Consider the following 26110-nt stretch of genomic DNA (forward strand, 5'->3'; position numbering starts at 1 on the left):
GCGTCGGCCGCTCTCCACGGGAGGAGCCGTGATCGCGGCGCTTGCTGCCGGCGCGCGCGACTTCTAGATCGTTCCGGCCGTGGTCAACCCGAGCGCCAAGCAGGATCCCGAAGCCCTCCTCGCCGCCAAGCTCGCGTCGCTCCCGACGAAGCCGGGCTGCTATCTGTTCATCGACAAGGCCGGCGCCGTCGTCTACGTCGGCAAGGCGAAGAGCCTGCGCTCGCGCGTCCGCAGCTACTTTCAGGAGAGCGGGAGCGACGCCAGGTACTTCATCCCGATACTCCGGAAGATCGTGGCCGATCTGGAGACGGTGGTCACCGCCACCGAGAAGGAAGCGGCCGTACTCGAGAACGAGCTCGTCAAGCAGCACAAGCCGCGGTTCAACGTCAAGCTGCGTGACGACAAGGACTTCCTTTGCCTCAAGCTCGACACGCAGAAGGCGTGGCCGATGCTCGAGACGGTCCGCCGTCCCGCCCCGGACAAGGCGCGCTATTTCGGGCCCTACCACTCGGCGACGAGCGCGCGGCGGACGCTCCACCTGGTCAACAAGCACTTCCAGCTCCGCACCTGCTCCGATACCGAGATGGCGTCGCGCCGGCGCCCCTGCCTGCAGTACCAGATCAAGCGTTGCCTCGCGCCCTGCGTGATGGATGTCGACCGGGAGCTCTATACGGAGATGGTCCGCTCGGTCGCGCTCTTCCTCGAAGGGCGCCACGACGAGCTCACGGGCGAGCTCACCACGCGAATGCGGGACGCGTCGCGGGAGCTCGAGTTCGAGCGCGCCGCCATCTACCGCGATCAGCTCCGGGCGGTCGAGGCGGTGCGCGAGGCCCAGCGCGTCGTCTACGTGAAGGACGTCGATCAAGACGTGGTGGGCATCTACCGCGAGGGGACGCTCGTGGAGGTCGAGGTGATCTTGGTGCGGAGGGGGCGCGTCGCAGACACGCTGTCCTTCTCGCTCCGCAACATGGAGCTGCCGGACGACGAGGTGCTCGGCGGCTTCCTGAACGAGTACTATGGCGTCGCGTCCACCACGATCCCCGATGAGGTCCTCGTGCCGGTGTTGCCAGACGGCGCGGAGGGCGTCGCGGAGTGGCTCGGCGATCGGCGCGGCCGCAAGGTGGCGCTCTTCGTGCCTCAGCGCGGGCCCCGCGTCGATCTGCTCAAGATGGCGAGCGAGAACGCAGCTCACGCGTTCCGGGAGAAGCAACGGAGCTCCGACGATCTCGAGGCCCGGCTCGAGGAGCTCAGGGAGCGCCTTCGCCTCCCGACGCTCCCGCGTCGCATCGAGTGCTGCGACATCTCGCATCTCGGCGGCGGCGACACGGTGGGATCGATCGTGGCGCTCCTCGATGGTCAGCCGGACAAGAAGCGCTACCGCAGCTTCAACGTGAAGAGCGTGGCCGACGGCGACGACTACGCCGCGATGTACGAGGTGCTCTCACGGCGCTTCCGCCGCGGGAAGGCCGCCCGGCAGGCGAGCCCCGCGTCCACCGCAGAGAGCGAGGCCGCCCTCGGCGCCGAAGGCGCGCCCGAGAGCGACGTGATGGAGGGCGTCGCCGAGAGCGACATGATGGAGAGCGATCCGGCGGAGAGCGACGCGCTCGAGAGCGATGCGATGGAGGGGGACGTCGCTGAGGAGGACATCGGCTTCGCAACAGCGAGCGACGCTACGCCGCAGACGGAAGGGACGCAGGTGTCCGCTGCCGCGGAGCGGGAGAGCGCCGGCTCGGGGGGTGATGTGTCGAGGAGCGCCGAGGCCGGCGGAGGCGAGTGGGATCTTCCAGATCTGTTCGTCGTCGATGGTGGGCGCGGCCAGCTTCAGGTAGCGCTGTCGGCGGCGCGCGATCTCGGCCTGCACGGCCTCCCGATCGTCGGTCTGGCGAAGGAGCGGGAGACGCAGACCGGAGAGAAGCTCGTCGACCGCGTCTACCTGCCTGGCCAGAAGAACGGTATCCCGCTCCGATCGACGAGCTCCGCCCTCTTCTTCCTGGCGCGCGCGCGCGATGAGGCGCACCGCTTCGCAAACCACGCACGCAAGCGGCTAGGCAAGGCGCGGCGCCTCCGGTCCGCGATCGAGGACATCCCAGGGCTCGGCAGCGCGGTGAGGACGGCGCTCCTCCGGGAGCTCGGTTCCATGGAAGGAGTGCGCCGCGCGACGGACGCTCAGATCCTGGCGGTGACAGGGGTCACCAAGCGACACCTGTCCGCGCTGCGCAAGGTCATCCCGTCTCCCGAGTCCTCACAGCCCGACGCGCCGGCCGAGGACACCGGCGATCTCTCCAAGGCTCGCGGGCTCACGCGCTGAGCGCGACCGGGGCCGCGCCGCGATGGATCGGTGAAAGATCACGCTGCGACCCGAACGGCGTTCCGGGTTGAGCGCCAAGGCGTTCTCTGCGACGATCCGAACACCAGGCGCCCGGTCGCATTCCGGGCGCACGCGGTCATTTTTCGATCAAGAGCACCACCTGGCACACCGAGCGCTTCTTGCGGACCCGACGTAGTGGGCGGGCCGCGGCGGGCCGCGCTCGGCGGGCTCGATTCCCGGCGGGCACTGCCTCGCTCCGGGGTTACGCGGCACGTGAGCACCATGGGAGAAGTACGCGCTGGCCACACGCTCGGTCGCTATGAGCTCCTCGTCCCCATCGCGCTCGGGGGCATGGCCTCGGTGTGGGCCGCTCGAACGGGCGGCCAGCTCCCCAGGATCGTCGCCGTCAAGCTGCTGCGCGCCGAGCTGAGCGACGATCCCGACTTCGAGGCGATGTTCCTCGACGAGGCCACCCTGGTCTCGCAGATCCATCACCCGAACGTCGCGGAGACCATCGATGTGGGCGAGGAGGACGGCGTCCTCTACCAGGTGATGGAGCTCATCGACGGCGAGCCGCTCAACCTGGTTCTCCGCGAGAGCAAGGTGCGCGGCGGCCTGCCGCTCCCCTTCGCGCTCCGCATCGTGGCCGAGGCGGCCCTCGGCCTGCACGCCGCGCACGAGCTGCGCGGCCGCGACGGCAAGCCCGTCGGCCTCGTCCACCGCGACGTCTCGCCGCAAAACATCCTGGTCGGATACGACGGGTCGGTGAAGATCCTCGACTTCGGCGTCGCCAAGGCCGCCTCGAACCTGCAGCGAACCCAGGTCGGCCAGGTGAAGGGCAAGTACGCGTACATGTCGCCGGAGCAGGCCGGCAGCGAGCCCATCGATCGCCGCACCGACGTGTTCACGCTCGGGATCGTCTTCTATCAGCTCGTGACCGGCAGGCACCCCTTCCACGCCGAGAACGATCCCGCGACGGTGCGCCGCATCTGCGACAAGGCGGCAGCCGAGCCGCCGCAGACCCTCGTCCCGTCGCTCCCGGAGGACGTCGGGCGCATCATCATGAGGATGCTCGCGAAGCCGAGGGAGGAGCGCTTCGCCTCGATGGCCGAGCTGCGCCGCTCCATCGAGCAGCTGTCGCCCGCGACGCCGATCGCCACCTCGGATGAGCTCGCCGCGCTGATGCAGCAGATGCTCGGCCCGCGCGGCGAGCGGCGGCGCGCCGCGATCCAGGAGGCCATGCAGATCGCGCGCGAGCGCGCGATCGACCCCGACTATCCGCAGGCACAGCAGAGCTCGCCGCAAGCCGCCGCCCAGCCCGGGCGCGCGAGCGCAGAGCGCGGGGCCGCGCCGCAGGGCGCTCCGCCGGCGCCGCCGACGTCCGAGGAGGGCCACGCGCGGCGCTGGCTCGTCCCCGCGACCGTCGGCCTCGTGCTCCTCGTGGTGCTCGCGGGCGCGCTTCTGCTGCGCTCCTCGCCGCATGGCGGCCCGCCGCGCCAGCGGGGCTCTCTGCTCGTGCCCAGGGCGGGCTCGATCAAGGAGCCGCTCCTCAGGGCCGCGCGCGCCGCATCGAAGGCGCGCCGCGGCGGCGCCGACGCGACGCGCGCCGCCCCGTAGCGGCGCGCCTCGTCCGCGTTCCTCGCCCGCGTTCGCTTGACGGTTCGGGCAACGCTTTTCAAGATGGCCGCCCTCGCATGGATCTTCGCCGCTCGCCGGAGCTCTGGCGGTTCGCCGCGCTGGTGGCGATCTTCGTCACGAGCGGCCTGGTCATCACCTACCTCGTGCTGCCGCCCCCGCCGGACGACGGCCCGAAGCCCCCGCCGGTCCTCCGCGTGGCGCAGGTGCCCGTGCCGACGGGCGGCGACGTGGTGGCGAACGCGCTCGACCTCGTGCGCCGCTACGCCACCGGGGAGATCCGGATCGTGCTCCCCGACGGCTCCGCGCGCGCGCTCCGCCGCAACGATCTCGGCGTCGAGATCAACCGGGTCCGCCTCGCCGAGTTCGTGCGCGAGGCGCTCCGCCCCGAGAGCGCGCTCCGCCGCGCGCACGAGCGGGCCGGCGATGGCGACAAGCGCGACGAGGACGCGCCGCTCGACATCCCGATCCCGCTCCTCCTCGACTCCGAGCGGGCGATCAGCAAGCTGCTCGACCTGAAGGTCGAGCTCGACGCCCCCGCGGTCGACGCGTATGTCGACCTCGAGGCGAAGCAGCTCAAGCCCGAGAAGATCGGGTACCGGCTGGACGTCTACGGCACGCTCGCGCGCATCGACGCCGCCCTCCGGGCGGGCGAGGACACCGCGCTGGCCAGCGTCGAGACGATCGCGCCGAAGCTCGTCGCCGAGCAGCTCGGCAACGTCAAGTTCGATCAGGTGCTCGGCTACTTCGAGACGCGCTACGCGACCGGAGGGAGATCCAAGGAGAGGACGTACAACCTCAGGCTCGCCGCGTCCAAGCTCGACGGCGTGGTCGTCATGCCGGGCGAGATCTTCGACTTCAACGAGACGGTCGGCCCGCGCGACGAGGCGCACGGCTACCGCGTGGCTCCGGTCATCGCCCAGGGAGAGCTCGTCGACGGGCTCGGCGGCGGGACCTGCCAGATCTCGGGCACGCTCCACGGCGCCGCGTTCTTCGCGGGGCTCGAGATCGTCGAGCGCTACCCGCACTCCCGCCCGAGCTACTACATCAAGCTCGGCCTCGACGCGACCGTCGTCTACCCGACGATCAACTATCGCTTCAGGAACCCGTTCGACTTCCCGATCGTGCTCCACGAGACGGTGGCCGGCGGCGTCGTGCGCGCCGAGATCCTCGGGCCCTCGCGCAAGCTCACGGTCACGTACTTCCGTCGCATCGACGAGGTCATCCCGTTCGAGGAGCTGGAGCGCCCGACGCCGAAGCTGCCCGAAGGGATACGGGCGCTCGCTCAGCGCGGCATCCCCGGCTTCAGGACGACGAGCTCGCGGGTCGTCCGCGACGGCGCCTACGCGGTGCGGGAGAAGTGGAGCGACAGCTACCCGCCGACCGCGCAGATCATCCATGTCGGGAGCGGCCCGCGCGACCCGGAGGCCAAGACGGCCGACGACAATCACCCCGAGTACGTGGCGGACGAGTACCTCGTCGTCACGCAGGGGCCGGACGTCCGTACGCCGGGCGTGACCGGCCCCGAGCCGGGCGGCGGCACCGTCGAGAGCCGCGAGCCCGGGCTCACGGGCGAGCGCGGCTGGACCGAGCGCGCTGGGTTCGGCACGTTCCGCGCGAAGGGGGCGGAGCGCGCCGAAGGGGAAAGCGGCCGCGCGCGCGGCGAGGACGCGCCGCCCGCCGAGGGGATCGCGGTCGTGCAGGCCCCGGGCGCGGCCGCGCCAGAAGGCCGTGGCCAGCGGGACCCCGCGGGGGACGAGGCGAAGGGCGGCAAGGGCAAGAAGCGACGCCAGAACCAGAAGAAGACGGCGACGAGCGACGGCGGCTGAGCGGGTGGCGTCGAACGAGAGCGACGGCGGCTGAGCGGGCGGCGTCGAACGAGAGCGACGGCGCCTGGTCGGCGGCGCTCGCCGCGCGCTGGCCTCGGCGGGCTCCGCTCGTCCTCCGCCGTCGCGGCCTTCAGCGAGCGCCGACCGCCCGGCGCACCTCGTGGAGCGTCGGGCTGGCGAGCGCCCGCGCGCGCTGGGCGCCTTCCAGGAGCAGGGCGTCGACGCGGGCCGGGTTGGCCATAAGGTCGGCGTAGCGGCGCCGCGGCTCCTCGAGCGCGCGGTTCAGCACGTCGAACACGGCCTCTTTCGCCTCGCCCCAGCCGATGCCGCTCTGGTAGCGGCCGCGGAGCGCCTCCGCCTCTTCGGGCGTGGCGAACTCCCGGTAGAGGTGGAAGAGCGGCGAGGTGTTCGGATCCTTCGGCTCGCTCGGGGGCGACGAGTCCGTCTTGTACTTGAAGATCGTCTTGCGCAGCTTCTCCGGCGGCAGGAAGAGCGCGATGGTGTTGTCGTAGCTCTTGCTCATCTTGCGGCCGTCGAGGCCCGGGATCACCGCCGTTTCGGCGCTGATGCGCGCCTCGGGCAGGACCAGGGTCGGGCCGTAGATCGCGTTGAACCGCTGCGCGACATCGCGGGCGATCTCGATGTGCTGGACCTGGTCCTTGCCCACCGGCACGACATTCGTCTTGAACAGGAGGATGTCGGCCGCCATCAGCACCGGATAGCCATAGAGGCCCATGTTGATCCCGGCGTCGAGGTCGTCGCTGTCCTCGACGCCCGCGGCGCCCGACGCTCCGGCCCGCGACTCCATGTTCTTGGCGACAGCGGCCTTGTAGGCGTGGGCCCGGTTCATGAGCCCCTTCGCCGTGAAGCAGGAGAGGATCCAGCTCAGCTCGAAGATCTCCGGAACGTCGGATTGCCTGTAGAAGATGACCTTCTCGGGATCGAGGCCGAGCGCGAGCCATGTCGCGGCGACCTCGTGGACCAGGCTCCGGAGCTTCTGCGCGTCGTGGATGACGTTGAGCGCGTGAAAGTCGGCGACGAAGTAGAGCGCGTTCGACGCGGTCCCTGCGAGCGCGAGCGCCGGCTTGATCGCCCCTACGAAGTTGCCGAGGTGCGGCGTTCCGGTGGGCTTGATGCCGGTGAGGACGGTGCTTGCCATCGTTGTCGTGTTCCTCTGAGGGAGCTCATCCCATTACGCGCTCCGCGCGGGTGATGCCACTGCCGCGCCCCAAAAAATCTGCCGGGTTTCTGGCTGCCGGCGCGCGTCGGCGAGCGGCGTGCGCGCCGGCACGAGCGCTTTGCCCGCAGCGCAGCGCGGCCCTGGAGCGTCTCCGCCCGCGGCGCCGCGTGTGCCGTGTCGTGTACCGTGTACGATCGGCGATTTTCGTGCCACGGTGGACGCCGGACCGACCCCCCGACCCACGCTGGCACCTGCGCCATGTCTGGCCAAACGCCGTCATCTCCCGCACCTCGCCCCGAGGCCTCCGCCCCACCGCCCGCTGGCCGAGCCCCTGCTGACGCGCGGCCGACCGTCGCGCTCGCCGTCTCGGGCAGCATCGCGGCGTACAAGGCCGCCGAGGTGGCCCGGCTCTTGATCCAGGGCGGCGCGCGCGTGCTCCCGATCATGACGCGCGCGGCGCAGCAGTTCCTCGGGCCCATGACGCTGAGCGGGCTTTGCGGCGAGCCGGTGCGCGACACCATGTGGGATCCCGGCTTCGCGGGCGAGCTGCACGTCGCGCTCGCCGCGGAGGCCGATCTGGTGCTGCTCGCGCCCGCGACCGCCGACGTGATCGCTCGCCTCGCCGCGGGGCGCGCCGACGACCTCGTGACGGCGCTCGCCCTGTGCGCGCGGGGGCCGGTGCTCGCCGCGCCGGCGATGCACCCCCGCATGTGGGCTCACCCCGCGACGGCGCGGAACGTCGCCACGCTCGAGGCCGACGGGCGCGTGGAGCTCGTCGGCCCGGTCTTCGGCGAGGTCGCCTCGGGCGAGCGCGGCCTCGGGCGCATGGCCGAGCCGGCGGCGATCGCGGCCGCGGCGTTCTCGCGGCTCGCCCCGCGCGACCTCGCGGGGCTCCGGGTCGTCGTCACGGCGGGCCCGACGCTCGAGGACCTCGATCCCGTGCGCTTCCTCGGCAACCGGTCGACCGGCAAGATGGGCTTCGCCGTGGCGGAGCGGGCCGCGGCGCGGGGCGCGCAGGTCACGCTCATCGCCGGCCCCGTGTCGCTCTCGACGCCGCCGGGCGCGCGCCGGGTCGACGTGCGCGGCGCGCTCTCGATGCGCGGGGCGCTCTGGCAGGCGCTCGGCGAGGACCTGGGCGGCGCCGACGCGCTCATCATGACGGCCGCCGTGTCCGACTACCGCCCGGCCGAGCAGCACGCGACCAAGCTGAAGCGGACGCCCGACCTCGCGTCGCTGTCGCTCGTGCCGAACCCTGACTTGCTCGCGGAGATCGGCGCGGCGCGCGGGGGCCTGGCCGGCGCTGACGGCGCCGACGGAGCGCGCTCGCCGGTGCTCGTAGGGTTCGCGGTCGAGACCGCCACGGACGAGGGGGTGATCGCCTATGCCCGGCACAAGCTCGCGAGCAAGCGCGTCGACATGATCGTCGCCAACCACGCGGCGGACTCGTTCGGCCGGGACGACAACCGCGCCACGCTCGTGACCCGCGACGCCGCCGACGCGCTCGGCGTATTGCCCAAGCCGGTGCTCGCGGACCGCATCCTCGATCGGGTCTTGCAATTGTGTTGGCCGAGTTGGCCGAGTCGGCCGAGTCGGACGAGTCGGACGAATCAGGCGAGCGCGCGATGATCCCGGGCGAAGACCGCGCCGCGGCTCCTTCCGCCGCGGCTCCTCCGGCTGCCTCTGGCTCGGCCGCCGCGGCCTCGTCGCGCGATCGGCGGGCGATCGATCCGCGCGAGCCGCCGCGCTCGTCGCGCCGCGAGGCCGCGCTCATCGCCGCGTCCGTCACCGTCGGCGTCGCGCTCGCCGTCTCGTTCGCGTTCGATCCCGATCGCGCGGGCACGCCTACCATGCTCACGGCGCTCGGCGCGCTCTACGCCGTCCTCGCGGCGATCACCGTGATGTGGCTCCGCCGGCGCGGCGAGCTCCGCGCCGCGCTCCGCCCCCTGTCGGGCGATCTCGCGCGCGGCGCCCTTGTCGCGGCGGGGCTCTACGGGCTCGCCATGGCGGTGCAGCTGCTGCTCGCCCCGCGGGGCTCGCCGCGCGAGGCGTGGGTCCTTCGCCTGTACCTCCAGCTCGGCGACCCCTCGGCCGACGCGCGCGTGTTCGCCGGCGCGCTGGTCTTCGTCATCGCCGCGCTGGAGGAGATCGTCTGGCGCGGGCTCGTCCTGCGCGCGCTGGAGGGGCCGCTCGACCAGGTCGCTGCGTGGCTGCTGTCGAGCGCGCTGTTCGCCGCCGCGCACGCCCCCACGCTCTTCCTGCTCGGCGATCCGGTGGCCGGGCCGAACCCGCTGCTCGTCGCGGCGGGCTTCGGCTGCTCGATCGTGTGGGGTCGCATGGTGCACCGGACCGGGCGCCTGGCTCCGGCGGTCTTCGCCCACGCGTTCTTCTCGTGGGCGATCGTGAGCTTCCCCATCTGGCGCCCGTGACGGGCGCGCGCCCGGGCGGGATCAGCCCTCGAGCTTCGCGAGCTCCTCTTCGGGGACGTCGAAGTCGGCGTAGACGTTCTGCACGTCGTCGTGGTCGTCGAGCGAGTCGACGAGGTTCAGGCAGACCTCGGCGTCGCGGCCCGCGACCTCTTTCTTGTTCTTGGGGACGTAGCCCGCGGAGTTCGACTTCACCGCGATCTTCGCGTCCTCAAGGGCCTTCACGACCGTGTCCATCACGTCGACGCTGGAGAGCACCTGCCACTCCTCTCCCTGGTCGCTGTAGTCGTCGGCGCCGGCGCCCACGGCGGTGTCCATGAGCTGATCCTCCGTCGCCGCGTCCTTCGCGAGGAGGATGATCCCCTTCCTCTCGAAGGCCCACTGCGCGGAGCCGCCAGCGCCGAGCTGCCCGTTGTTCTTCTCGAAGATCTTCCGGATCTCGGCGACGGTGCGGTTCCGGTTGTCGGTCATCGCCTCGCAGAGGAACAGCGTCCCGCCGGGCCCTGTGCCTTCGTAAAGGATCTCCTCGTAGTTCGCGCCCTCGATCTCGCCGGTGCCGCGCTGGATTGCGCGCTTGATCGTGTCGGCGGGCATCGCCTGGCCCTTGGCGTCGTTGATCGCCTTGCGGAGCCGCGGGTTGCCGTTCGGGTCTCCGCCGCCCATGCGCGAGGCGACGGTGATCTCCTTGATCAGCTTCGTGAAGAGCTTGCCGCGCTTCGCGTCGAGCGCGCCCTTCTTGCGCTTGATGGTGGCCCACTTCGAATGGCCGCTCATGCCTGTCTGCTCCGTGATGACGGGGCGCTCGCTCGCGGCGCGCGCCCAGGGGGAAGGTTCGGCGCAAGATGGAGCACCGATCGGTTCGGGCGTAGAAACCGTCAGGGCGCCGGGAGCGCCAAGAGATTGTCGAGCTCTCTTGGCGCTCTCGGCGCCTTTCGGTTCGAACCGTCTGTCGCTCTAGCGGTGCGCCCCGGGGGAGGCAACAACGACGGCGCCCCCGGCCGCGTATCCCTCCTCACCGGGAGGCCGAGCGCGGCCGGGAGCCCTTGTCGACCTGGGTCTGTGGCTGCCCCCTCTGTGTCGCTACAGCGCGTAGCCAGTTTCTCCGTGCTCGGTGGCGTCGAGGCCCTCGCGCTCGTCGCTCTCGGGCACGCGCAGGCCGATCAGCTTGTCGACCAGCTTGAGGAGCACGAAGGTCACGATCGCGGCGTACAGCCCGACGGCCGCGATGCCGGCCAGCTGCGGGACCAGCTGCCCCGGGTTGCCGGCGATCACGCCGTCGCGGCCGGCCTCGTTCAGGGCCTTCTCGGCGAAGACGCCGGTGAGGACCGCGCCGAGGAGGCCGCCCACGCCGTGGACGCCGAACGCGTCGAGCGAGTCGTCGTAGCGCAGACGCTCCTTCGAGACGACCGCCGCATAACACACCACGCCCGCGAGCAGGCCGATCACGACGGCGGCCCACGGCGCCACGAACCCGGCCGCGGGCGTGATCCCGACGAGCCCGGCCACGATGCCGGACGCCACGCCGAGCGCGGTCGGCTTGCCTCGCTGCGCCCACTCGACGAGGAGCCACGCCGCGCCGCCCGCCGCCGCCGCGAGGTGCGTGTCGAGCAGCGCCAGCGCGGCGAGCCCGCCCGACGTCAGCGCGCTGCCGGCGTTGAAGCCGAACCACCCGAACCACAGGATGCCCGTGCCCGTCAGGGTCATCGTCAGGTTGTGCGGCACGTGCCGCTCGTGCGGATATCCCGTGCGCCTGCCCAGCACGAGCGCACAGATCAGCGCCGAGATGCCCGCGGCGAGGTGAACCACGGTGCCGCCCGCGAAGTCGAGCGCGCCCATCTCGAAGAGCCAGCCCTTCTCCGCCCACACCCAGTGCGCCACCGGGTCATAGACGAGCGTGGACCAGAGCAGGATGAAGACCAGGTACGCCGAGAACCGCATCCGCTCGGCGAACGCCCCCGCGATGAGCGCGGGCGTGATCACCGCGAACATCATCTGGAACGCCGCGAACGCGAGGTGCGGCACCGTGCCGCGCTCCGCCATCGCGATCCCGTGCAGACCGACATAGTCGAACCCGCCGATGAGCCCACCGTGCGAGGTCCCGAACGAGAGCGAGTACCCGATGGCCACCCACTGCACCGAGATCACGGCGAGCGCGGCGAACGAGTGCATGAGCGTCGCGAGCACGTTCTTGCGGCGCACCATGCCGCCGTAGAACAGGGCGAGGCCCGGCGTCATGAAAAGGACGAGGGCTGTCGATGCGAGGAGCCAGGCCGTATCCCCAGTGTCGATCTTCATGGCTCGGGCGTAACGTGCCCGATGTTTCAACGAGGTTTCGTGGTCGCGGCAGGACGCATTTGACAGGAAGTCGGGAAATTTCTAACGCCCGATCCGGCGGCGCCGGACACCGAATCCGATCGTTTCGTGATGTCACATACATCAAGCCGGCTGGGCGCCACGTATCGACAGGACCGGGATCTTTGCCGATCTCACCACCCGCTGCGCAACGCTGCCGAGCAGCGCCCGCGCGACGGCGCCGCGCGCGTGTGTCCCGATCACGATCATGTCGGCGCCGATCTCGTCCGCGAGGCGGCAGATCTCTTCGTCGGGGACGCCGGCGCGCAGCACGCCCGAGATCTCGACGCCGGGCGTGGCGCGCCGGCGCTCGAGCACTTGATCGAGGCTCCGCTGCGCCGCATCGGCGATGCGCGCGGCGTCCTCGGCCGAGGGGATCAGGGACGAGCCTTCCGGGAAGCTGTAGACGGGCACGCTGTACACGTGCGCCACGACGATCTTCGCGGACAGCTTGCGGGCGAGCTCGATCGCCGTGTCGAGGGCGATCTCGGAGGTCGCGTTGAAGTCATGGGCCAGGAGGAGGGTCTTCATCTTGCTCCGCGGTGCTGGAGGGCGCAGGCGGCGCGCCGCCGTCCTTTCGGTCCAGCTTTCGTAGCTCCGGGGGCGGGTCTCCGGTAGGGGGCTCGTCGGAGGCCGCCGGGGCCGGCGGCTGCGCCTTCGACGGCGGCTTCACCCGCTTGAACAGCGCCATCTTCTTCAGCCGGCTGAGCTCCTCGAGCTCGCCGCGCTTCACCGCCGCGTTGTGGCGCTCCAGGTCCTTGCCCTTGAGCTCCCCCTCGTCGAGCAGGACGTACTGGACGGCCGCGGCGCGGTCGCCCGGATAGAAATAGGCCTCCTTCCGGTTCGACACGTGCGGTCCCATCTTGCTCGTCGCGCCGACGACGGCGTCGCGGGGGATCGCGTCCGCCTGCTGGCGGACCCAGGCGTAGGTCGCCTCTTGGTCGGGCGTGAGCTTGCGCGCCACGCGGGAGAAGCCGCCCTTGAACGACGCGTTCTCGACGAGCCCGCCGAACTTCCACGACATCAGCGCGCTCGCCACGAGCATGGCGGCGAGCAGCGCGCGCGAGAGGCGCCGCCCGTCGAGCCCGGGGTACGCCGACGCGGAGCCCTCCACCCGCTTGAGGGCGATCGGCGTCAGCGCGAACGCGATGGGGAAGAGGATCGACGAGTACTGGAAGGCGATCGAGAACACCGCGTCGCGCGAGGCGAGCAGGCAGAACATGAGCCCGTAGGCGAGCATCCAGCGCCCGGGCTTCGCGAGGAAGGGCAGGAAGCAGAGGGGGACGAAGAGCTGGAGCAGGAAGATGATCTTCGGCTCCTCCGTCAGGAGCTTGAGCGCGAAGATGGGGTTCGTGAGGAGGGAGACGAGCAGGCCGCTGAGCCCGCTCCGGTTCGGTATGAGCTCCTCGTAGTAGTAAGCGTACGAATAAGCGTCCTTGCCGGACATGATGATGCCCGGCGACGTCATGAAGAACAGCTTCACGATGACGAAGTAGACGAGGCTCATCGCGATGGTCACCCAGCCGAGGCGCGTCTTGCCCGGGCGCCGGTCGAGGATCGCGTAGAGCCCGACGAAGCACATCAGCAGGGGGACGTCCTCCCGGCAGAGCAGCAGCACGGCGAACGTGAACCAGTACAGCCTGTTCCTGCCGGTCTCGTAGGCGTAGAGCAGCCAGACGACGAGCGGCGAGATCAGCGCGAGCGAGTGGAACTCGTACATGTTCGCGCCGTGCAGGGCCGGGTAGATGGCCCACACCGCGGCGAGGAGGAGCGCCTTGCCGCGGTGAGCGAGCTTGTCGCGCGCGAGCAGGTAGACGGGAACGACGCCGGCGCCGAGCCACACGGACTGGAAGATGAGGAGGAACTCCGCCCTCGGATAGATGAGGTAGAGCGGCGAGAGCAGGACGAGGAGCGGGTCGAAGTGCGCGGACCCGTGGTAGCCGGCCCTGAGCCAGGAGCAGCCGAGCGGCCGTCCGTGGACCGACTGGTAGAAGATGTTGTCGTAGTACCCGAGATCGGGCGTCCGGGTGTGCAGCGCGTGGTGGTTGGTGATCGCGAGCCGGGAGAAGAAGAGGGCGTAGCCCGCCCACATCGCGAGCAGGGCGACCGGCGTGAGCCACCGCGCGGCCTGCGCGAGCGCGCGGCCATCGCGAGCGCTCGGCCATCGCGAGCGCGCGCCGTCGAGCTCGGACGCGTCATCGAACCTGGGCGAGAGCCGCTCGCCGCGGCCCCAGGCGTAGGCGCCCGCGCCCGTGGCCACGGCGGCGAGGACGGCGAAGAAGATCGCGGTCTTCGGGCTGTCCTTCTCGATGTTGGGGAGCTTGAGCGCGGCGATGAACGGAAACGCGAGCAGGGGGACCAGGGCGCGGTTGATGCGGCCCACGGTGCTCATGAAGTCCCACGACCGGGTGCGGGCCCGCCGCGCCAGCATCACGAGGAAGTAGGCGAGCCCGACCCCCACGATGGCGGCGGCGACGCCGCCTGCCATCCAGCGGCGCTCGACCTCGGTCAGCTTGTTCGTGTCGAGCTGCGCGAGCCGGCTCGGGTGGGTGAAGACCCAGGCCGTCACGGCGATGCTCATGCCGTAGAGGATCGGCCACGGCGCCAGGGTCAAGGCGGCATGCGCGAGCCGCTCGAGGGCGCCGTCGACCTTGGCGAGCGCGCTGTTCAGCCTGGTGCGGTGGTTGTCTAGCATGGGTGAGGCGGGTCCTCGGCTACTTGACTCCACCCCCCGCTGTCAAGGAACGGCGGGAACCTCGCGGAAGGACGCAGAACGGCGCGAGGACGCAGGAAGGGCAGGGCGCCGCGCGCGGCCCGCGGTAGAATGGCCGCATGTCGCACTACCGAGATCATCTCGATGCGGCTCGCGCGCGCATCGAAACCCTCGAAGCCAAGCTGAAGGAGCGGGACGCGGCGCTCGCCGCCCGGGACGCGGAGATCGCGGAGATCCGCGCGGAGGTGGAGCGGTTGCGCGACGGATCCAGCGATGACGGGCCGCTCGACGGGCCGCTCGGCCGGGGCGGCGGGCAGCGGGCCCTGCTGGTGGCGCTCGCGGTGTGCAGCTTCGCCACCGCGACGGGCTACGCGATGGTGCGCCCCTCCCACTGCCTGCAGCGCGGCGGGGCGTACCCTGCTTCTGCCGAGGTGTTGCCGCGCTCCCACGACGGGTACGACACCTGGTCCAGCCCGGTCGACGGGGCGCGCGTCCGGGTCGGCAAGGCCGCGGGCGCGGCGCTCGAGCACGGCCGTGTCCGGGCGAAGCGCTGCTGGCAGCCGGACGGGCCGAGCGGGGAGGGGAGCGTGACCGTGACCTTCGCGCCGAGCGGCGGAGCCCACGTCGAGCTGGACGGCGCGCCCTTCGCCGGCACCGAGATCGGCGCGTGCATCGTCGACGCGTTCCGAGCCGCGGCCGCGCGGGTGCCGGCCTTCGAGGGGGACGCTCTTCAGCTCACGACTCCGATCTCGCTCTGAGCGCTTCGAAGGAGCTCGTCGCTCGATCGCCCTCCTCCCTCCTCCCTCCTCCCTCCCTCCTCACGGGCCTGTGGTGGTGAGGAACGAGCTCGGGGGACTAGCCGAATCGGGGGGTGGAGGAGGCTGGGGAGGTGGGTGGGGGGGCCAGCTGCCAGCTCACGAAGCCGATGGCGATGAGGATGAGGTACATGGCGGCGAAGACCAGGAGGCCGAAGCTGACGCCATGCTCGGCGGTGAAGCCGAGGGCAGGGAATATGAGGGAGAAGAAGAACTCACGGACACCTGCGCCAGCGACCGAGATCGGTAAGAGGCCGAGCAGGCTGGCGATGGAGAGCAAGCAGGTGACGTCGAAGAGCGAGAGCGAAATGCCGAGCGCACGCGCGATCAGGTAGCCCTGCACGAAGTTGACGACGAACGTCGCCACGGTGACCGGCAGCGTGAAGAGGAGCCCGCGCCCGACATGAGCGCGCAGCGCGACGAGGAAGCGGCTCGCAGCACCGGGCTCCGCGTTCTCCGAGGGATCCTTCGGGAGCTTGCGCGACAAGGCGAGGAGGAGGCGCTCGGCCAGCCCGGGGATGAGCAGCACGAGGGGCGCCAGGACCGTGAGCGCGATTCCACCCCACGTCACCCAGGCCAGGCGGCCGACGATCACAGCGCTGTAATGGGCGACGCCGACCGCGACGAACGCGGCGAGCACGTACAGATCACACAGCCTGTCCATCACGATGGTGGCCAGCCCCTCCGCGTACGGCACGCCGAGGTCGTGACGCAGGTAGCGGATCCTGAGCAGATCGCCGACCCGCCCAGGGGTCAGCATGCCGACGTAGAGCGACGTCGCGTAGGCGCTCCACGCACGCCGAAGCGGATAAACGATGCCCCGGGCACGCAGCAGCGCTTCCCAGCGGACCACCTTGAGGTGGATGTTGACGAGGTTCAGCGCCGCCGCGAGCGCGAGCGGTCCAGCCGAGGCCGACACGACCGCGCCGAGCACCGCGTCCCGGTCGTCCATGCGCACGACCACGAGCACGAGCAAGAGCGGGCCAATCAGGCGGATGAGGGCGCGCAGGGCGGTGCGGTGCATGACGGCGAAGACCCCGGCCGCGCGCTCAGCGCAGCGCCGCGGAGCAGAGGGCCTGGAGAGAGGAGATGCCCCCGGAAGCAGGGACCAGGGGCCGATCGAGATCAGGCTCGGAGATCACTCGAGCTCCTCGCGGACGGGCGGATCGTCTGCCAGGTGGCGCTGCTGCATCTGGAAGGTGAGGAACTCGCCGATGAAACCCATCGAGAAGAACTGGATGCCGAGGAGGATCATCAGCACGCCGAGGAGGAGCAGCGGCCGGTCGCCGATCTTGTGACCGAGCAGCCAGAGGAACGTCAAATACGCGTTGATGGTCACCCCGGTCGCCGCGAAGACCAGGCCGATGAGGCCGAAGAGGTGCATCGGTTTCTTCGAGTAACGCGTCAGGAACATGACGCTGAGCAGGTCGAAGAAGCCGCGCAGGATGCGCTCCAGTCCGTAGCGCGAGGCGCCGTACTTGCGGGCGTGGTGGCGCACCGGGATCTCCGTGACGCGGAAGCCTTGCCAGGCGGCGAGCGCCGGGATGTACCGGAAGAGATCTCCGTAGATCGGGATGGTGCGCAGCACCTCGCGACGGTAGGCCTTGAAGCCACAGTTCATGTCGTGGAGCTTCACGCCCGTGACCGCGCGGACGGTCCCGTTGAAGATCCGGGACAGGACGAGGCGATTGGCGGGGTCGAGCCGGTTGACCTTCCAGCCCACCACGACGTCGAGGCCCTCCTCGACCTTGGCGATGAAGCTCGGCAGATCGGCCGGGTCATCCTGGAGATCGGCATCCATCGTGACGACCACTGTGCCCCTCGCCTTGCGGAACCCGGCCGTGAGCGCCGTCGCCTTGCCGAAGTTCTTCCGCAGCCGGATCCCCTTCACGAGCGGGTTCTCCGCGCGGATCCTGGAGATGACGCCCCAGCTGTCGTCCGTGCTGCCGTCGTCCACGAAGATGATCTCGTAGGAGAAGCGCCCTTTCAACGCCTGATCCACCCGCTGCGCGAGCTCCGTCAGGCTCTCCGCCTCGTTCAGCCCCGGCACGACCACCGAGACGTGCGGCGCCGCCGAGGCGGCCGGCGCGATGGAAGGCGCCATGAGGCTCGGGCGAGGATCGAAGGCGGAGAGCCCGAACGTGGCGCGGTCCTCCGGAGCCTCGTGAGGGGCAGGTGTGGGGGGCTGGTCCACAATCACGGCGGCGGAGGATAGCAGAACGTCACGAGAAGGCGCGGTTCCGTCCGAGGAAGGCGCTGCGAGCGCGACGGCGACAAGGGCAGGACGTGCTGCCGGTTACCGGGAGGAGGAGGGGGACGCGCAGCGGAGAGCCGACCGGGGGAGGGGCAAGGGCAGCGGAGGACCGGCAGAGGTTCAGGGAAGGGCTGCGGAGACCCGGCAGAGGTTCAGGGAAGGGCTGCGGAGACCCGGCAGAGGTTCAGGGGAGGGCTGCGGAGAGCCGGCGGTCCCCCGCGCTCCTCCAGCGGCAGGTGCTCATTCGGGCGCGCTCTCCGGCGTCTCGGGCACCGCGGCGTCTTCCTCGGCGACGTCTTTCTCGGCGGCGTCCTCCTCCGGCGCGGCAGCGGCCGGCGCGCGCTGCGGGCTGCGCTCGAGCAGGGCGAGGAACGGCGCGTGGAGCGCCTGGAGCAGGTCGCGCTGCTTGCCGCTCGGCGTGTGCTCGATGAGCCAGCCGAGCTCGCCGTGGATGGCGTTGAACGCCTGCGTGCAGCCGACCACCGCCTCGCGGATGCGCTTCGAGCGCGCGACCGCGCGCTTCTGGCCGGAGGTGCGGCCGAGGCCTCTGGCGAGCGCCTCCGTCGCCTCCTCGGCGCGCTTCAGGTACGCGCCGGCGCCGACCTTCTTCACGTCGGCGGCGAGCGGCGCCTTGCCCGCGACGGCGACCTGGTGCCAGCCGTAGTCGACCTCGGCGTCGTACGCGTACTGGGTCTGCTCGGTGCCGGCCCCCGCGAGCAGGGCGCCGCGGAGCCGCACCGCCGCGTCGCGCTGCGCCGGATCCTTGCTCTCGGCCGCCGACGCCAGGAACAGGTGCAGCGCCCGCTGGGCAGTGTCCCACTCGGTGTCGAGCTCGGCGAGCGCCGCGGCCGACGCGACCCCGAGCGCCTCGTCGAGCGCCGCGATGCTCCAGCGCGCGCGCAGCTTCCAGACCACCGGCCTCGGCGCCTCGAAGAGCGACGCCGCCGGGACGCGGTTCGGGACATCGTACTTGTCTATCGAGACGCCCTTCCACGCTCCCTGCTCGAGATCCCGCGCGAACGCGCTGAACGCCTTGTCCGTGACGAAGCTGTATCCATAGGCTGCCATCGTTCTCTTCTCCGATCCTCCCCCAGGAAACCGTGCATTCTAGCGAGAGGGGCGATCTCGCTCGCAACCGCTTTTCACGAGGGGCCGAGTCGGAACCGTGCTCGGCGCGGCCAGAGGCCAGTGGCCGGAGGCCAGAGGCCAGAGGCCAGAGGCCAGTGGCCAGTGGGCATGTGAGGGCCGCCGGGCCGTGGGCGCCTGGTGGCCGGCGGTCGCGTCGTTTTCGAAGGGGGAGACGTCGATCGGGTGAGCACTCCGGCGGCGCCGTCCCGACATGGGTAGGCGACGGCAGCGCCTCTCCAGAGGAGGGGCGCTCGCCCGAGAGGCACCCGCCCATGGACAACGCGATGCTCCCTCTCACGGAACCCACGAGACGGCCGGCCTTCGTCACGGCGGCGCTCGCCGTCACGGCGGACCTGCCCACCGCCGCGCTGGCCGTCACCGAGGCGTTCCCGCCGCAGCAGCCCGCGGATAGCGTGGGCGCCGGGAAGGAGCGGGAGAGCGCCGTGAGCGACGCACAGGAGCCGATCGAGCGGCAGGTGTTCCAGCCGGGGCAGGTCTTCCACCAGATGGAGATCGTGCGCTTCGTGGGCGCCGGGTACTCCGGCGAGGTGTACGAGGTCCGCCACCGGATCACCGGAGCGCGGTGCGCCCTCAAGATGATGCACCTGCGCGACCGGAGGGACGCCAGGAAGGCGGAGCGGAGCCTGGCCGAGGCCCACGGGACGTTCGGGATCCAGCACGCCAACGTGGTCGAGGTCTTCGACATCGGCTGCGAGGCGGACGGCACGGCGTGGATGCTCATGGAGTTCCTCGACGGGCCGACGCTGAGCACCATCCTGGAGCGCCAGGGGAGGCTGTCGCCGCTGTTCGCGCTGCACGTCGCGCTCGAGGCCGCGTGGGGGCTCGACGCGGCGCACGAGAACCAGATCATCCACCGCGACGTGAAGCCGGACAACATCGTCTTCACCGCGGACGGGATGGTGAAGGTCGTCGATTTCTCGATAGCGAAGGTCATCCCCTACGAGATGCGGACGACCCAGCGCAACGTGCGCCTCGGGACGGCCGCGTACATGGCGCCCGAGAACCTCGCCGGGAACGAGGCGGACGCGCGCTTCGACGTGTACTCGCTGGGGCTCGTGCTCTGGGAGATGATGGCCGGCCGCCACCCGTTCCGCGACGCCTTCCACGACCGGACGATGCTCGTGAACTGGCAGTTCTTCGCGGATCCCGAGCCGCTGTCGGACGTGGCGGGGCTGCCGGCGTACGTGGACGAGGTGATCCGGCGCGCGACGGCGAAGCAGCCGGCGGCGCGGTACCTGTCGATGGCCGAGATGGCGCAGGGCATGATCGCGCTGCGCAGGCGCCTCGAGCAGGACGAGGCGGAGGGCCGGATCTCGCTGGCGACGCCGCCCGGCGAGCCGCCGATCCCGGGCCGGCCGGGGCGGCGCGCGGTCTACCGGGCGCCGGTGACGGGGCCGACGCTCGAGGTGCCGCGGCGGGAGCCGTCGGCCAGGGTGGTGGTGACGTCGCCGGCGCCCGCGCTGGGGCCCGGCGGAACGGCGCCGATGGATCTGGAGAGCGTCCGGGCGGCGGCGTTCGGGCCTGGACCGTGGCCGGCGGGCCGCGAGGGGGACGGGCGCGCGCCGGGCAGCCAAGGGAGGACGGCGCGGGGGACGGAGATCATGGAGGTGGCGGAGCGGGCGTCGCGCTCGTCGCCCTCAGCGCCGCCGCCGCCGGGGTCGTACCGGCCGCCGGCGGTGCGCACGACGAGCCCGATGCTCCGGCTGATGGCCGCGGAGGGCGAGCGCGGGTCCGGGGAGCGGGGAGAGGGAGCGCGCGCCGGGCGCGAGGTGCGCATGGCGCCGTGGATGCTGATCGCGCTGGTGCTCGCCTCCTCGGCGGCGAGCGCGCTGGCCGTGAGGTGGCTCGCGCCGCCGGGCACGCCCGCGACCTCGGCGGAGGATGCCGGCGCAACGGCGGCTGCCGGCGCAACGGCGGCTGCCGGCGCAACGGCGGCTGCCGGCGCAACGGCGGCTGCCGGCGCAACCTCGGTCGGAGCGGAGGGCGCAACCTCGGTCGGGGCGGCGGGCGCAACCCCGGTCGGAGCGGAGGGCGCAACCCCGGTCGGAGCGGAGGGCGCAACCCCGGTCGGAGCGGAGGGCGCAACCTCGGTCAGGTCGGCAACCCCGGCCAGGCCGGCGGCGCCGGCGCCGGCGGGCGCAACCTCGGTCAGGTCGGCAGCGGAGGGCGCAACCCCGGTCAGGTCGGCAACCCCGGTCAGGTCGGCAACTCCGGTCAGGTCGGCAAGCCCGGTCGGGTCGGCGCGCCGGCCAGCGGCGACGGCCAAGCCGGGGCGGCAGGGGGCTGCGCCCTTCGGAGACGCGCCGATCTTCTAGGGATGTGCAGGGCAGGGCGCTGGAGCGTGCGAGCGCGGAGAGGAGGCCGGAATGTCACAGGACGATCGAAACGACGAGCAGCGGCTGCGCGCGGAGCGCGTGGTGGCGGAGACGATCGAGCGGAGCCTCGCGCCGTACCGCGGGCTCGTGCCGGAGGCGATGCTCGCGCAGCTGCGCGAGGCGATGGAGGACGAGCTCGTCAAGAACCCCTATTCCGTCGCGCTGTTGCGCCAGCTGATGGCGCGGCCGGTGCCGTCGTCGAGCGGGGAGGTGCCGTGCGAGGGCGCGCCGGCGGAGCGTGGCCACGACCGCAAGGGGGGCGCGGCGGGCGGCGGGAGGGAGGGCGCGTGACCGGCGAGCGCGAGGGCAAGGACGCCGAGGTGCTGCCGCTGCTCACGCCGAGGCAGCGGGCGCTTGTCGAGCGCGCGCTGCCGATGGTCGAGGCCCAGGCCCGCTGGTACGCGCGCAGGTACGCGGGGCTTGTCGAGCGGGACGAGCTCGCCGCGGCGGGCTCGGCGGCCGTGGTGGAGGCGGTGCGCCGGTACGACGAGGCGCAGGGCGTCTCGTTCGAGGGGTACGCGCGCGCGCGGATGGACGGCAGCATGCTGGACCTGATCCGCGCGGAGACGCAGGCGCGGCGGCGCGACGTGGCGATACGGCGGGCGATGGCGGCGCTGTCGGAGCACCACCAGGGTGGGTTCGACCTCCTGCGGGACGGCCCGGAGGAGATCCAGGGCCGGCTCCAGGAGTTCTGCGACGCGCTGGCGACGGTGGGGGTCGTGGCGGGGGTGGCGGCGATGCGGCGGCCGGTGTCCGACGAGGAGGCGGCGGAGCGCGTGGCGTACGTGGGGGCGATCCGGGCGCTGGGGGAGGCGTTCGCCGAGCTGCCCGAGGACGAGCAGCGGGCGCTCGGGGCGGTGTTCGTGGACGGGATGGACATGCGCGAGGCGGAGGCGTTCCTCGGGGTGCCGTACATCACGGTGCGGCGACGGCTGGAGCGTGGCCGGGAGCGGCTGCGCAAGGCGCTCTGGAAGCGGGGGGTGAAGGAGATGCCGCCGCCGCGGGGCGAGCCGTGGGGCGCGCCGGTGCTGCGCGGGGTGCGGGGCGATGGGCCCGCGGGTGGAGGCGCGGAGGGCACGGGAGGCGCGGAACGCGCGGGGAAGCGAGGACCCGGGTCGCGCGGGCGGTAGGCCGCGCGGGTGCAGGGAGCGAGGCGATGGCGAAGCAGCACGGCGAAGCGGCGGGCGTGCCCCGGGCGATCCAGAGCGAGGGCGAGGACGAGGCGAAGGCCTACGCGGTGGGCGAGGTGGCGCCGGCGCCGCTGCACCCGACGGTGGAGATGGAGCGGGTCCACATCGAGGATCCGCGGCGCGTGCCGCCGCCGCGGGAGGGGGCGAGGCGGGGCGGCGGTGCGCGCAACCCGGAGCAGCGCGCGCCGCTGGCGGACGCGGGGGCGCCGAGCGTGTCGATGCCGGAGGGGCTGGCGGTGACGAAGCGGCAGCCGATCGTGATCGACAGCGAGATCCTCGCGGAGTGGCATGGGGGGCGGGGCGGGGGAGTCGAGGAGAGAGGGAGCGAGGGGGCGGGGAGCGAGGCGACGGAGGGAGACGAGGCGACGGGGAGCGCGGGCGCGAGACGCACGGCGCCGCGGCTCGCGGAGGTCGCGGCGGCGCGGCGCACGGAGCGGCGGGCGGGCCGGCAACGCGCGGCGTGGGTGCTGGCGATGGGCGTACTCTTGGCGATCGGGGTGACGGTGCTGCGAGCCGGGTGGGGAGCGGGCGGCGGTGCGGGAGAGGCGGCTCGCGGCGCAGGCGGGGTGGCGGAGGGCGAGGCGGCGGCCCGAGAGACCGCGGGGAGGGCTGCCGAGAACGCAGGTGCCCCAGGGGCGAGCGCTGCGCACGCAGCCGGGGCGCCGGCTGCGGAGTCGGCGGGAGCGCCGGCTGCGAGCGCGCCGGTGGCGCCAAGTGGGGCGCCAGATGGGGCCGCGGCCGCATCGCAGGAGAGCGGCCCGCGAGGGCAGGCCGCGCCGCAGCCCGTGGCGCCGAGGCCGAGCGCGACCGCGGCGCCGAGGCCGAGGGCGACTGGCTCCGCGGCGCCCGCGCTGGAGACGCCTGCGAGCCCACGGGGCACGCGGGAAGAGCGCGGAGCGGAGGGCGCGCCGGCGCCGTCCCCGCGCAGTCCGGATGAACAGCGGATCTTCGATTGAGCCGCCGGGGTGGATGAACGATGGGAGACGCCATGAGGAACCTGACGATGCGTTGGACGGCGGTCGCGTGCTGCGCGCTGTCCGCCTGTCTCCTCGCGCCGGTCGCGGCCCGCGCGCAGGGCAGCCCGCCGCCCGCGCCGGTGGAGGACGACGCGGCCGGCGACAACGCGCGCGCGGCGCAGCTCTACCGAGACGGCAACCTTGCCTTCGACCAGAAGCGGTGGGCGGAGGCGGAGCTTCTGTACCTGAAGGCGTGGGCGCTGGTGAGGACGTTCGACATCGCCACGAACCTCGGGCATGTGCAGCTCAAGCTCAACAAGCCGCGGTCTGCCGCTGCGTTCCTCGCGTTCGCCCTGAGGACGGCGCCGCCGTCGGTGAAGCCCGAACAGCGCGCGCGGATGCGGGGTTTCCTTGAGGAGGCGAAGGCGCAGGTGGGGACGGTGCGGCTTCAGGGAACGGACGTGGCGGACGCGGAGGTGTTCGTGGACGGCGAGCGCGTGCCGGCGGAGGAGGTGAAGCACGAGGTGTACGTGGAGCCCGGGGAGCATCGGATCGTGATCCGGCGCGCGGGGTACGAGGAGACGGCGATCCGGGTGGTGGCGGCGGCGGGGGTGCGGGAGACGGTGCCCGTGGCGATGAAGGCGGTTGAGGCGAAGGCGCCGGAGGCGAAGGCGCCGATGGCGGGGCGCGCGCCGGTTGCGGGGGGCACGCCGGTGGTCGGGAAGGAGAAGGCGAAGGCGCCCGCGGCAGGGACGGGGGCGAGGGTGGAGGAGCCGCGGAGCTGGGTGCCGGTGATCGCGCTGGGGGCGGCGAGCGCGGTGGGGCTCGGGGTGGCGGTGGGGTTCACGGTGGCGTCGAACAACGCGAGAGCGGACATCGCGGCCCCGCAAGCTGCGATCTGGAATGCTCCAGGAGCGTGCATCGACGCCGCGGGCGCCTATACGGCTGTGTGCGAGGATCTGCATGACGCAGCATCGCGCACCGACGCGTTCGCCAATGCTGCGCGCGTGGCCTATGTGGCCTCGGGCGTGCTGGCTCTGTCCGCCGTGACCTACGCCATCTGGCCGCGTGACAAGAAAACCGGAACTGCCACGCGTGTGCTCGCGGTTCCGCGGTTCTACGCGTCGGGTGTCGAAATCACCTTGGTAGGCGCATGGTGATGAACTCGAGCGAGGAAGCGATGAGAGGACGACGAAGCCACTGTCTACTCGGTGTGTTGGGGATTGCTGTGGGCGTAGGCGGTTGCGACGCGGTTTGGAGCAACCTCGCGGACGATTGCACCGTCACTCTGATGTGTGAGGAGTACCGGGGGCGCTGGAGGATCATCGAGACGCCTTCGGACTGCGTGCCGAGCGAGAACCCCGCCGCCGCGGTGGACGACACGTGCGGGGTGTTCGTGTCGTCGTCGGGCGCCGACGAGAACGACGCGACGAAGGAGGCGCCGGTGAAGACGCTGGGAGCCGCGTTGGCGCTGGCGGAGAAGAATGAGAAGCGGCGTGTGTACGCGTGCGCGGAGACGTTCGAGGAGTCGGTGGAGGTCACGCAGGGCGTGACGATCTACGGAGGACTCGACTGCGCGAACGGATGGGGCTGGGCCGGCGAGCAGAGGAAGACGGTGCTGACGGCGGAGGCAGGAGAGATCCCGCTGGTGGTGCGCGGAGGCGGAACTGAGGCGAAGGTGCGCGTGGAGGACGTGCACGTGCAGGCGCGCGGGATCGAGCCGGGTGACGTGGAGCTCGCGGGAGCGTCGTCGATCGCGGCGGTGGTGGAAGAAGTGAACGTGGAGCTTGCGCGGTGCGTGCTGGAGGCGGGCGATGCGGCGGCGGGCGCAGAGGGAGCCGCGTACGAGACGAGCGCGATGGGGGGCGAGGACGGGGAGCCGGGCGTGGAGGCGTGCTTCGGGGACCGAACGTTCGGCGGGGCGTCGGTTAAGAACGACTGCGGCACGCCGGAGGACGCGAGCGACGATTCGCTCAGCGGTGCCGGTGGCATCGGTCAAGCGGACAGCGGCGGGGCCGGGTCGAAAGGCACGCCAGGTGCGAAGCTGAACGGCGGCGCGGGAGAAGAGGAAGCGCCGGCGGTGTGCACCGACGGGACCGCAGGCGAGAACGGCTCCGATGGCGGCCCTGGTGCGGGCGCGACCGGTCTAGGCGAGATCAGCGCCAGCGGTTTCACCGGCGCCGCCGGCCGCGACGGCACCAAGGGCGGCACCGCGCAGGGCGGAGGCGGAGGTGGCGGCGCGAAGGGGGGCGCGAGCGCAGGCAAGTGCACGGACGAAGCGTTGGCGGGCGGCGCGAGCGGCGGCTCGGGCGGAGCCGGCGGTTGCGGTGGTGCCGGCGGTCGAGGCGGCGGCGCGGGCGGATCGAGCATCGCGCTGATCAGCCTGAATGCGGCGCTGAGCTTCGAGGACGTGACGCTGAAGACGGGGCGCGGCGGAGCGGGCGGCAAGGGCGGCGCCGGCCAGGAGGGCGGTGCAGGAGGCGCCGGCGGTCCCGGCGGAAAGAAGCTTGAGAGTGCGACCGGGCTGCACGACGCATGCGCCGGCGGGGCCGGTGGCAAGGGAGGCCTCGGTGGTCAAGGAGGCGGCGGTCGCGGCGGTCACGCGCTGGGGATCGCGTTCAAGGGCGCGGCGCCGCCGGTGCAAGGGGCGGTGATCGAGCTGGGCGAAGCGGGCACCGGCGGGCTGGGCGCGAAGGCAGAGAGCGAGGGAGCTGCGGGCGTGAAGGCCGAGGTGCAGGCGTTCTGAGGTGACGCGGCTCGGTGCGGTGGCCGCGGCGAAGAGGACGCCGCCGCGCCGAGCGAGGCAGGAGGGTGAAGGGCGAGACGGCGCGCCGTGGCAGGCGCGACGAACGGCGGGCGTGTGCGCGCGGCGCGAGGCCGAGCGCGGCGAGCCAGGAGCGAGCACGTGGATGGCGGACGTTGCGTGGAAGA

General features: G+C 72.0%; 20 protein-coding genes. 12 read left to right on the forward strand and 8 right to left on the reverse strand.

Annotated features, from left to right (window positions below; translation table 11 throughout):
- Positions 1-79: 79 nt before the first annotated feature.
- From uvrC to WMF19_RS38495, 3 genes are all read left to right on the forward strand, one after another.
- Positions 80-2308, forward strand: a complete 2229-nt coding sequence (gene uvrC, locus WMF19_RS38485) for an excinuclease ABC subunit UvrC (protein ID WP_437894922.1) — start codon at positions 80-82, stop codon at positions 2306-2308.
- Between the two features lie 282 nt (positions 2309-2590).
- Positions 2591-3925 (forward strand): serine/threonine-protein kinase, encoded by a 1335-nt coding sequence (locus WMF19_RS38490; RefSeq protein WP_437894923.1) that lies wholly within the window; start codon positions 2591-2593, stop codon positions 3923-3925.
- Positions 3926-4002: 77 nt separating this feature from the next.
- Positions 4003-5772 (forward strand): VanW family protein, encoded by a 1770-nt coding sequence (locus tag WMF19_RS38495; protein ID WP_437894924.1) that lies wholly within the window; start codon positions 4003-4005, stop codon positions 5770-5772.
- 130 nt (positions 5773-5902) lie between these two features.
- Here the strand turns inward: WMF19_RS38495 and WMF19_RS38500 are convergent, their stop codons facing one another.
- Positions 5903-6931, reverse strand: a complete 1029-nt coding sequence (locus WMF19_RS38500) for a tryptophan--tRNA ligase (RefSeq protein WP_437894925.1) — start codon at positions 6929-6931, stop codon at positions 5903-5905.
- A 279-nt stretch (positions 6932-7210) separates the two neighbouring features.
- Here WMF19_RS38500 and coaBC point away from each other — a divergent pair, with 279 nt between their 5' ends.
- Positions 7211-8578, forward strand: coding sequence for a bifunctional phosphopantothenoylcysteine decarboxylase/phosphopantothenate--cysteine ligase CoaBC (gene coaBC / locus WMF19_RS38505; protein ID WP_437894926.1), 1368 nt, complete (start codon positions 7211-7213; stop codon positions 8576-8578).
- The gene (locus tag WMF19_RS38510) at positions 8575-9378 is read left to right on the forward strand and encodes a CPBP family intramembrane glutamic endopeptidase (protein ID WP_437325197.1); all 804 of its coding nucleotides are present in this window, start codon (positions 8575-8577) and stop codon (positions 9376-9378) included. The genes coaBC and WMF19_RS38510 overlap by 4 nt, the downstream gene beginning before the upstream one ends.
- A 21-nt stretch (positions 9379-9399) precedes the next feature.
- On the opposite strand, the gene WMF19_RS38515 is transcribed toward WMF19_RS38510, so the two are convergent.
- From WMF19_RS38515 to WMF19_RS38530, 4 genes are all read right to left on the reverse strand, one after another.
- The gene (locus WMF19_RS38515) at positions 9400-10149 is read right to left on the reverse strand and encodes a YebC/PmpR family DNA-binding transcriptional regulator (protein WP_044966745.1); all 750 of its coding nucleotides are present in this window, start codon (positions 10147-10149) and stop codon (positions 9400-9402) included.
- A gap of 306 nt (positions 10150-10455) precedes the next feature.
- Positions 10456-11670, reverse strand: coding sequence for an ammonium transporter (locus tag WMF19_RS38520; protein ID WP_272102715.1), 1215 nt, complete (start codon positions 11668-11670; stop codon positions 10456-10458).
- Between the two features lie 141 nt (positions 11671-11811).
- Entirely contained in the window at positions 11812-12258 is a 447-nt protein-coding gene (locus tag WMF19_RS38525; protein ID WP_437325195.1) for a universal stress protein, read from the reverse strand.
- A complete protein-coding gene (locus tag WMF19_RS38530) occupies positions 12233-14422 on the reverse strand; it encodes a DUF2079 domain-containing protein (RefSeq protein ID WP_437894927.1) in 2190 nt (729 codons plus the stop codon). Before WMF19_RS38530 ends, WMF19_RS38525 begins: the two co-directional genes overlap by 26 nt.
- Before the next feature lie 137 nt (positions 14423-14559).
- Between WMF19_RS38530 and WMF19_RS38535 the strand changes: the two genes are divergently transcribed.
- Positions 14560-15198 carry a hypothetical protein gene (locus WMF19_RS38535; RefSeq protein ID WP_437325193.1) on the forward strand — a complete coding sequence of 213 codons (639 nt, stop codon included), beginning with the start codon at positions 14560-14562 and terminating at the stop codon, positions 15196-15198.
- A 97-nt stretch (positions 15199-15295) separates the two neighbouring features.
- On the opposite strand, the gene WMF19_RS38540 is transcribed toward WMF19_RS38535, so the two are convergent.
- The 3 genes from WMF19_RS38540 to WMF19_RS38550 form a co-directional block, all read right to left on the reverse strand.
- On the reverse strand, positions 15296-16279 hold the full coding sequence (locus WMF19_RS38540; protein ID WP_437894928.1) for a lysylphosphatidylglycerol synthase transmembrane domain-containing protein: 984 nt from the start codon (positions 16277-16279) through the stop codon (positions 15296-15298).
- A 114-nt stretch (positions 16280-16393) separates the two neighbouring features.
- Complete coding sequence (locus WMF19_RS38545; protein ID WP_437894929.1) at positions 16394-17359, reverse strand: glycosyltransferase family 2 protein; 966 nt, start codon at positions 17357-17359, stop codon at positions 16394-16396.
- Between the two features lie 390 nt (positions 17360-17749).
- A complete protein-coding gene (locus tag WMF19_RS38550) occupies positions 17750-18577 on the reverse strand; it encodes a hypothetical protein (RefSeq protein ID WP_437894930.1) in 828 nt (275 codons plus the stop codon).
- A 344-nt stretch (positions 18578-18921) separates the two neighbouring features.
- Between WMF19_RS38550 and WMF19_RS38555 the strand changes: the two genes are divergently transcribed.
- The 6 genes from WMF19_RS38555 to WMF19_RS38580 all read left to right on the forward strand — a co-directional run bounded on the left by WMF19_RS38555 (position 18922) and on the right by WMF19_RS38580 (position 25925).
- Positions 18922-20973 carry a protein kinase domain-containing protein gene (locus tag WMF19_RS38555; RefSeq protein ID WP_437894931.1) on the forward strand — a complete coding sequence of 684 codons (2052 nt, stop codon included), beginning with the start codon at positions 18922-18924 and terminating at the stop codon, positions 20971-20973.
- A 51-nt stretch (positions 20974-21024) separates the two neighbouring features.
- A complete protein-coding gene (locus WMF19_RS38560) occupies positions 21025-21324 on the forward strand; it encodes a hypothetical protein (RefSeq protein WP_437853217.1) in 300 nt (99 codons plus the stop codon).
- Positions 21321-22163: a sigma-70 family RNA polymerase sigma factor gene (locus WMF19_RS38565; protein WP_437894932.1), complete on the forward strand. Its 843-nt coding sequence runs from the start codon at positions 21321-21323 to the stop codon at positions 22161-22163. Before WMF19_RS38560 ends, WMF19_RS38565 begins: the two co-directional genes overlap by 4 nt.
- A gap of 26 nt (positions 22164-22189) precedes the next feature.
- Positions 22190-23179: a hypothetical protein gene (locus tag WMF19_RS38570; protein ID WP_437894933.1), complete on the forward strand. Its 990-nt coding sequence runs from the start codon at positions 22190-22192 to the stop codon at positions 23177-23179.
- A gap of 47 nt (positions 23180-23226) precedes the next feature.
- Positions 23227-24339 carry a PEGA domain-containing protein gene (locus WMF19_RS38575; RefSeq protein ID WP_437894934.1) on the forward strand — a complete coding sequence of 371 codons (1113 nt, stop codon included), beginning with the start codon at positions 23227-23229 and terminating at the stop codon, positions 24337-24339.
- A gap of 131 nt (positions 24340-24470) precedes the next feature.
- Complete coding sequence (locus tag WMF19_RS38580) at positions 24471-25925, forward strand: PGRS family protein (protein ID WP_437894935.1); 1455 nt, start codon at positions 24471-24473, stop codon at positions 25923-25925.
- Positions 25926-26110: the final 185 nt, after the last annotated feature.

The organism is Sorangium sp. So ce124, from assembly GCF_051525235.1.
In the GTDB taxonomy this organism is placed as follows: Bacteria; Myxococcota_A; Polyangia; order Polyangiales; family Polyangiaceae; genus Sorangium; species Sorangium atrum.

Coding starts and splice junctions, on each gene's coding strand:
- WMF19_RS38540 (WP_437894928.1), bottom strand. CDS start 16,279: ATGCACCGCACCGCCCTGCGCGCCCTCATCCGCCTGATTGGCCCGCTC.
- WMF19_RS38570 (WP_437894933.1), top strand. CDS start 22,190: ATGGCGAAGCAGCACGGCGAAGCGGCGGGCGTGCCCCGGGCGATCCAG.
- WMF19_RS38515 (WP_044966745.1), bottom strand. CDS start 10,149: ATGAGCGGCCATTCGAAGTGGGCCACCATCAAGCGCAAGAAGGGCGCG.
- WMF19_RS38575 (WP_437894934.1), top strand. CDS start 23,227: ATGCGTTGGACGGCGGTCGCGTGCTGCGCGCTGTCCGCCTGTCTCCTC.
- coaBC (WP_437894926.1), top strand. CDS start 7,211: ATGTCTGGCCAAACGCCGTCATCTCCCGCACCTCGCCCCGAGGCCTCC.
- WMF19_RS38560 (WP_437853217.1), top strand. CDS start 21,025: ATGTCACAGGACGATCGAAACGACGAGCAGCGGCTGCGCGCGGAGCGC.
- WMF19_RS38495 (WP_437894924.1), top strand. CDS start 4,003: ATGGATCTTCGCCGCTCGCCGGAGCTCTGGCGGTTCGCCGCGCTGGTG.
- WMF19_RS38500 (WP_437894925.1), bottom strand. CDS start 6,931: ATGGCAAGCACCGTCCTCACCGGCATCAAGCCCACCGGAACGCCGCAC.
- WMF19_RS38510 (WP_437325197.1), top strand. CDS start 8,575: ATGATCCCGGGCGAAGACCGCGCCGCGGCTCCTTCCGCCGCGGCTCCT.
- WMF19_RS38545 (WP_437894929.1), bottom strand. CDS start 17,359: ATGGCGCCTTCCATCGCGCCGGCCGCCTCGGCGGCGCCGCACGTCTCG.
- WMF19_RS38490 (WP_437894923.1), top strand. CDS start 2,591: ATGGGAGAAGTACGCGCTGGCCACACGCTCGGTCGCTATGAGCTCCTC.
- WMF19_RS38530 (WP_437894927.1), bottom strand. CDS start 14,422: ATGCTAGACAACCACCGCACCAGGCTGAACAGCGCGCTCGCCAAGGTC.
- WMF19_RS38525 (WP_437325195.1), bottom strand. CDS start 12,258: ATGAAGACCCTCCTCCTGGCCCATGACTTCAACGCGACCTCCGAGATC.
- WMF19_RS38555 (WP_437894931.1), top strand. CDS start 18,922: ATGCTCCCTCTCACGGAACCCACGAGACGGCCGGCCTTCGTCACGGCG.
- WMF19_RS38535 (WP_437325193.1), top strand. CDS start 14,560: ATGTCGCACTACCGAGATCATCTCGATGCGGCTCGCGCGCGCATCGAA.
- WMF19_RS38550 (WP_437894930.1), bottom strand. CDS start 18,577: ATGGCAGCCTATGGATACAGCTTCGTCACGGACAAGGCGTTCAGCGCG.
- WMF19_RS38520 (WP_272102715.1), bottom strand. CDS start 11,670: ATGAAGATCGACACTGGGGATACGGCCTGGCTCCTCGCATCGACAGCC.
- WMF19_RS38580 (WP_437894935.1), top strand. CDS start 24,471: ATGTGTGAGGAGTACCGGGGGCGCTGGAGGATCATCGAGACGCCTTCG.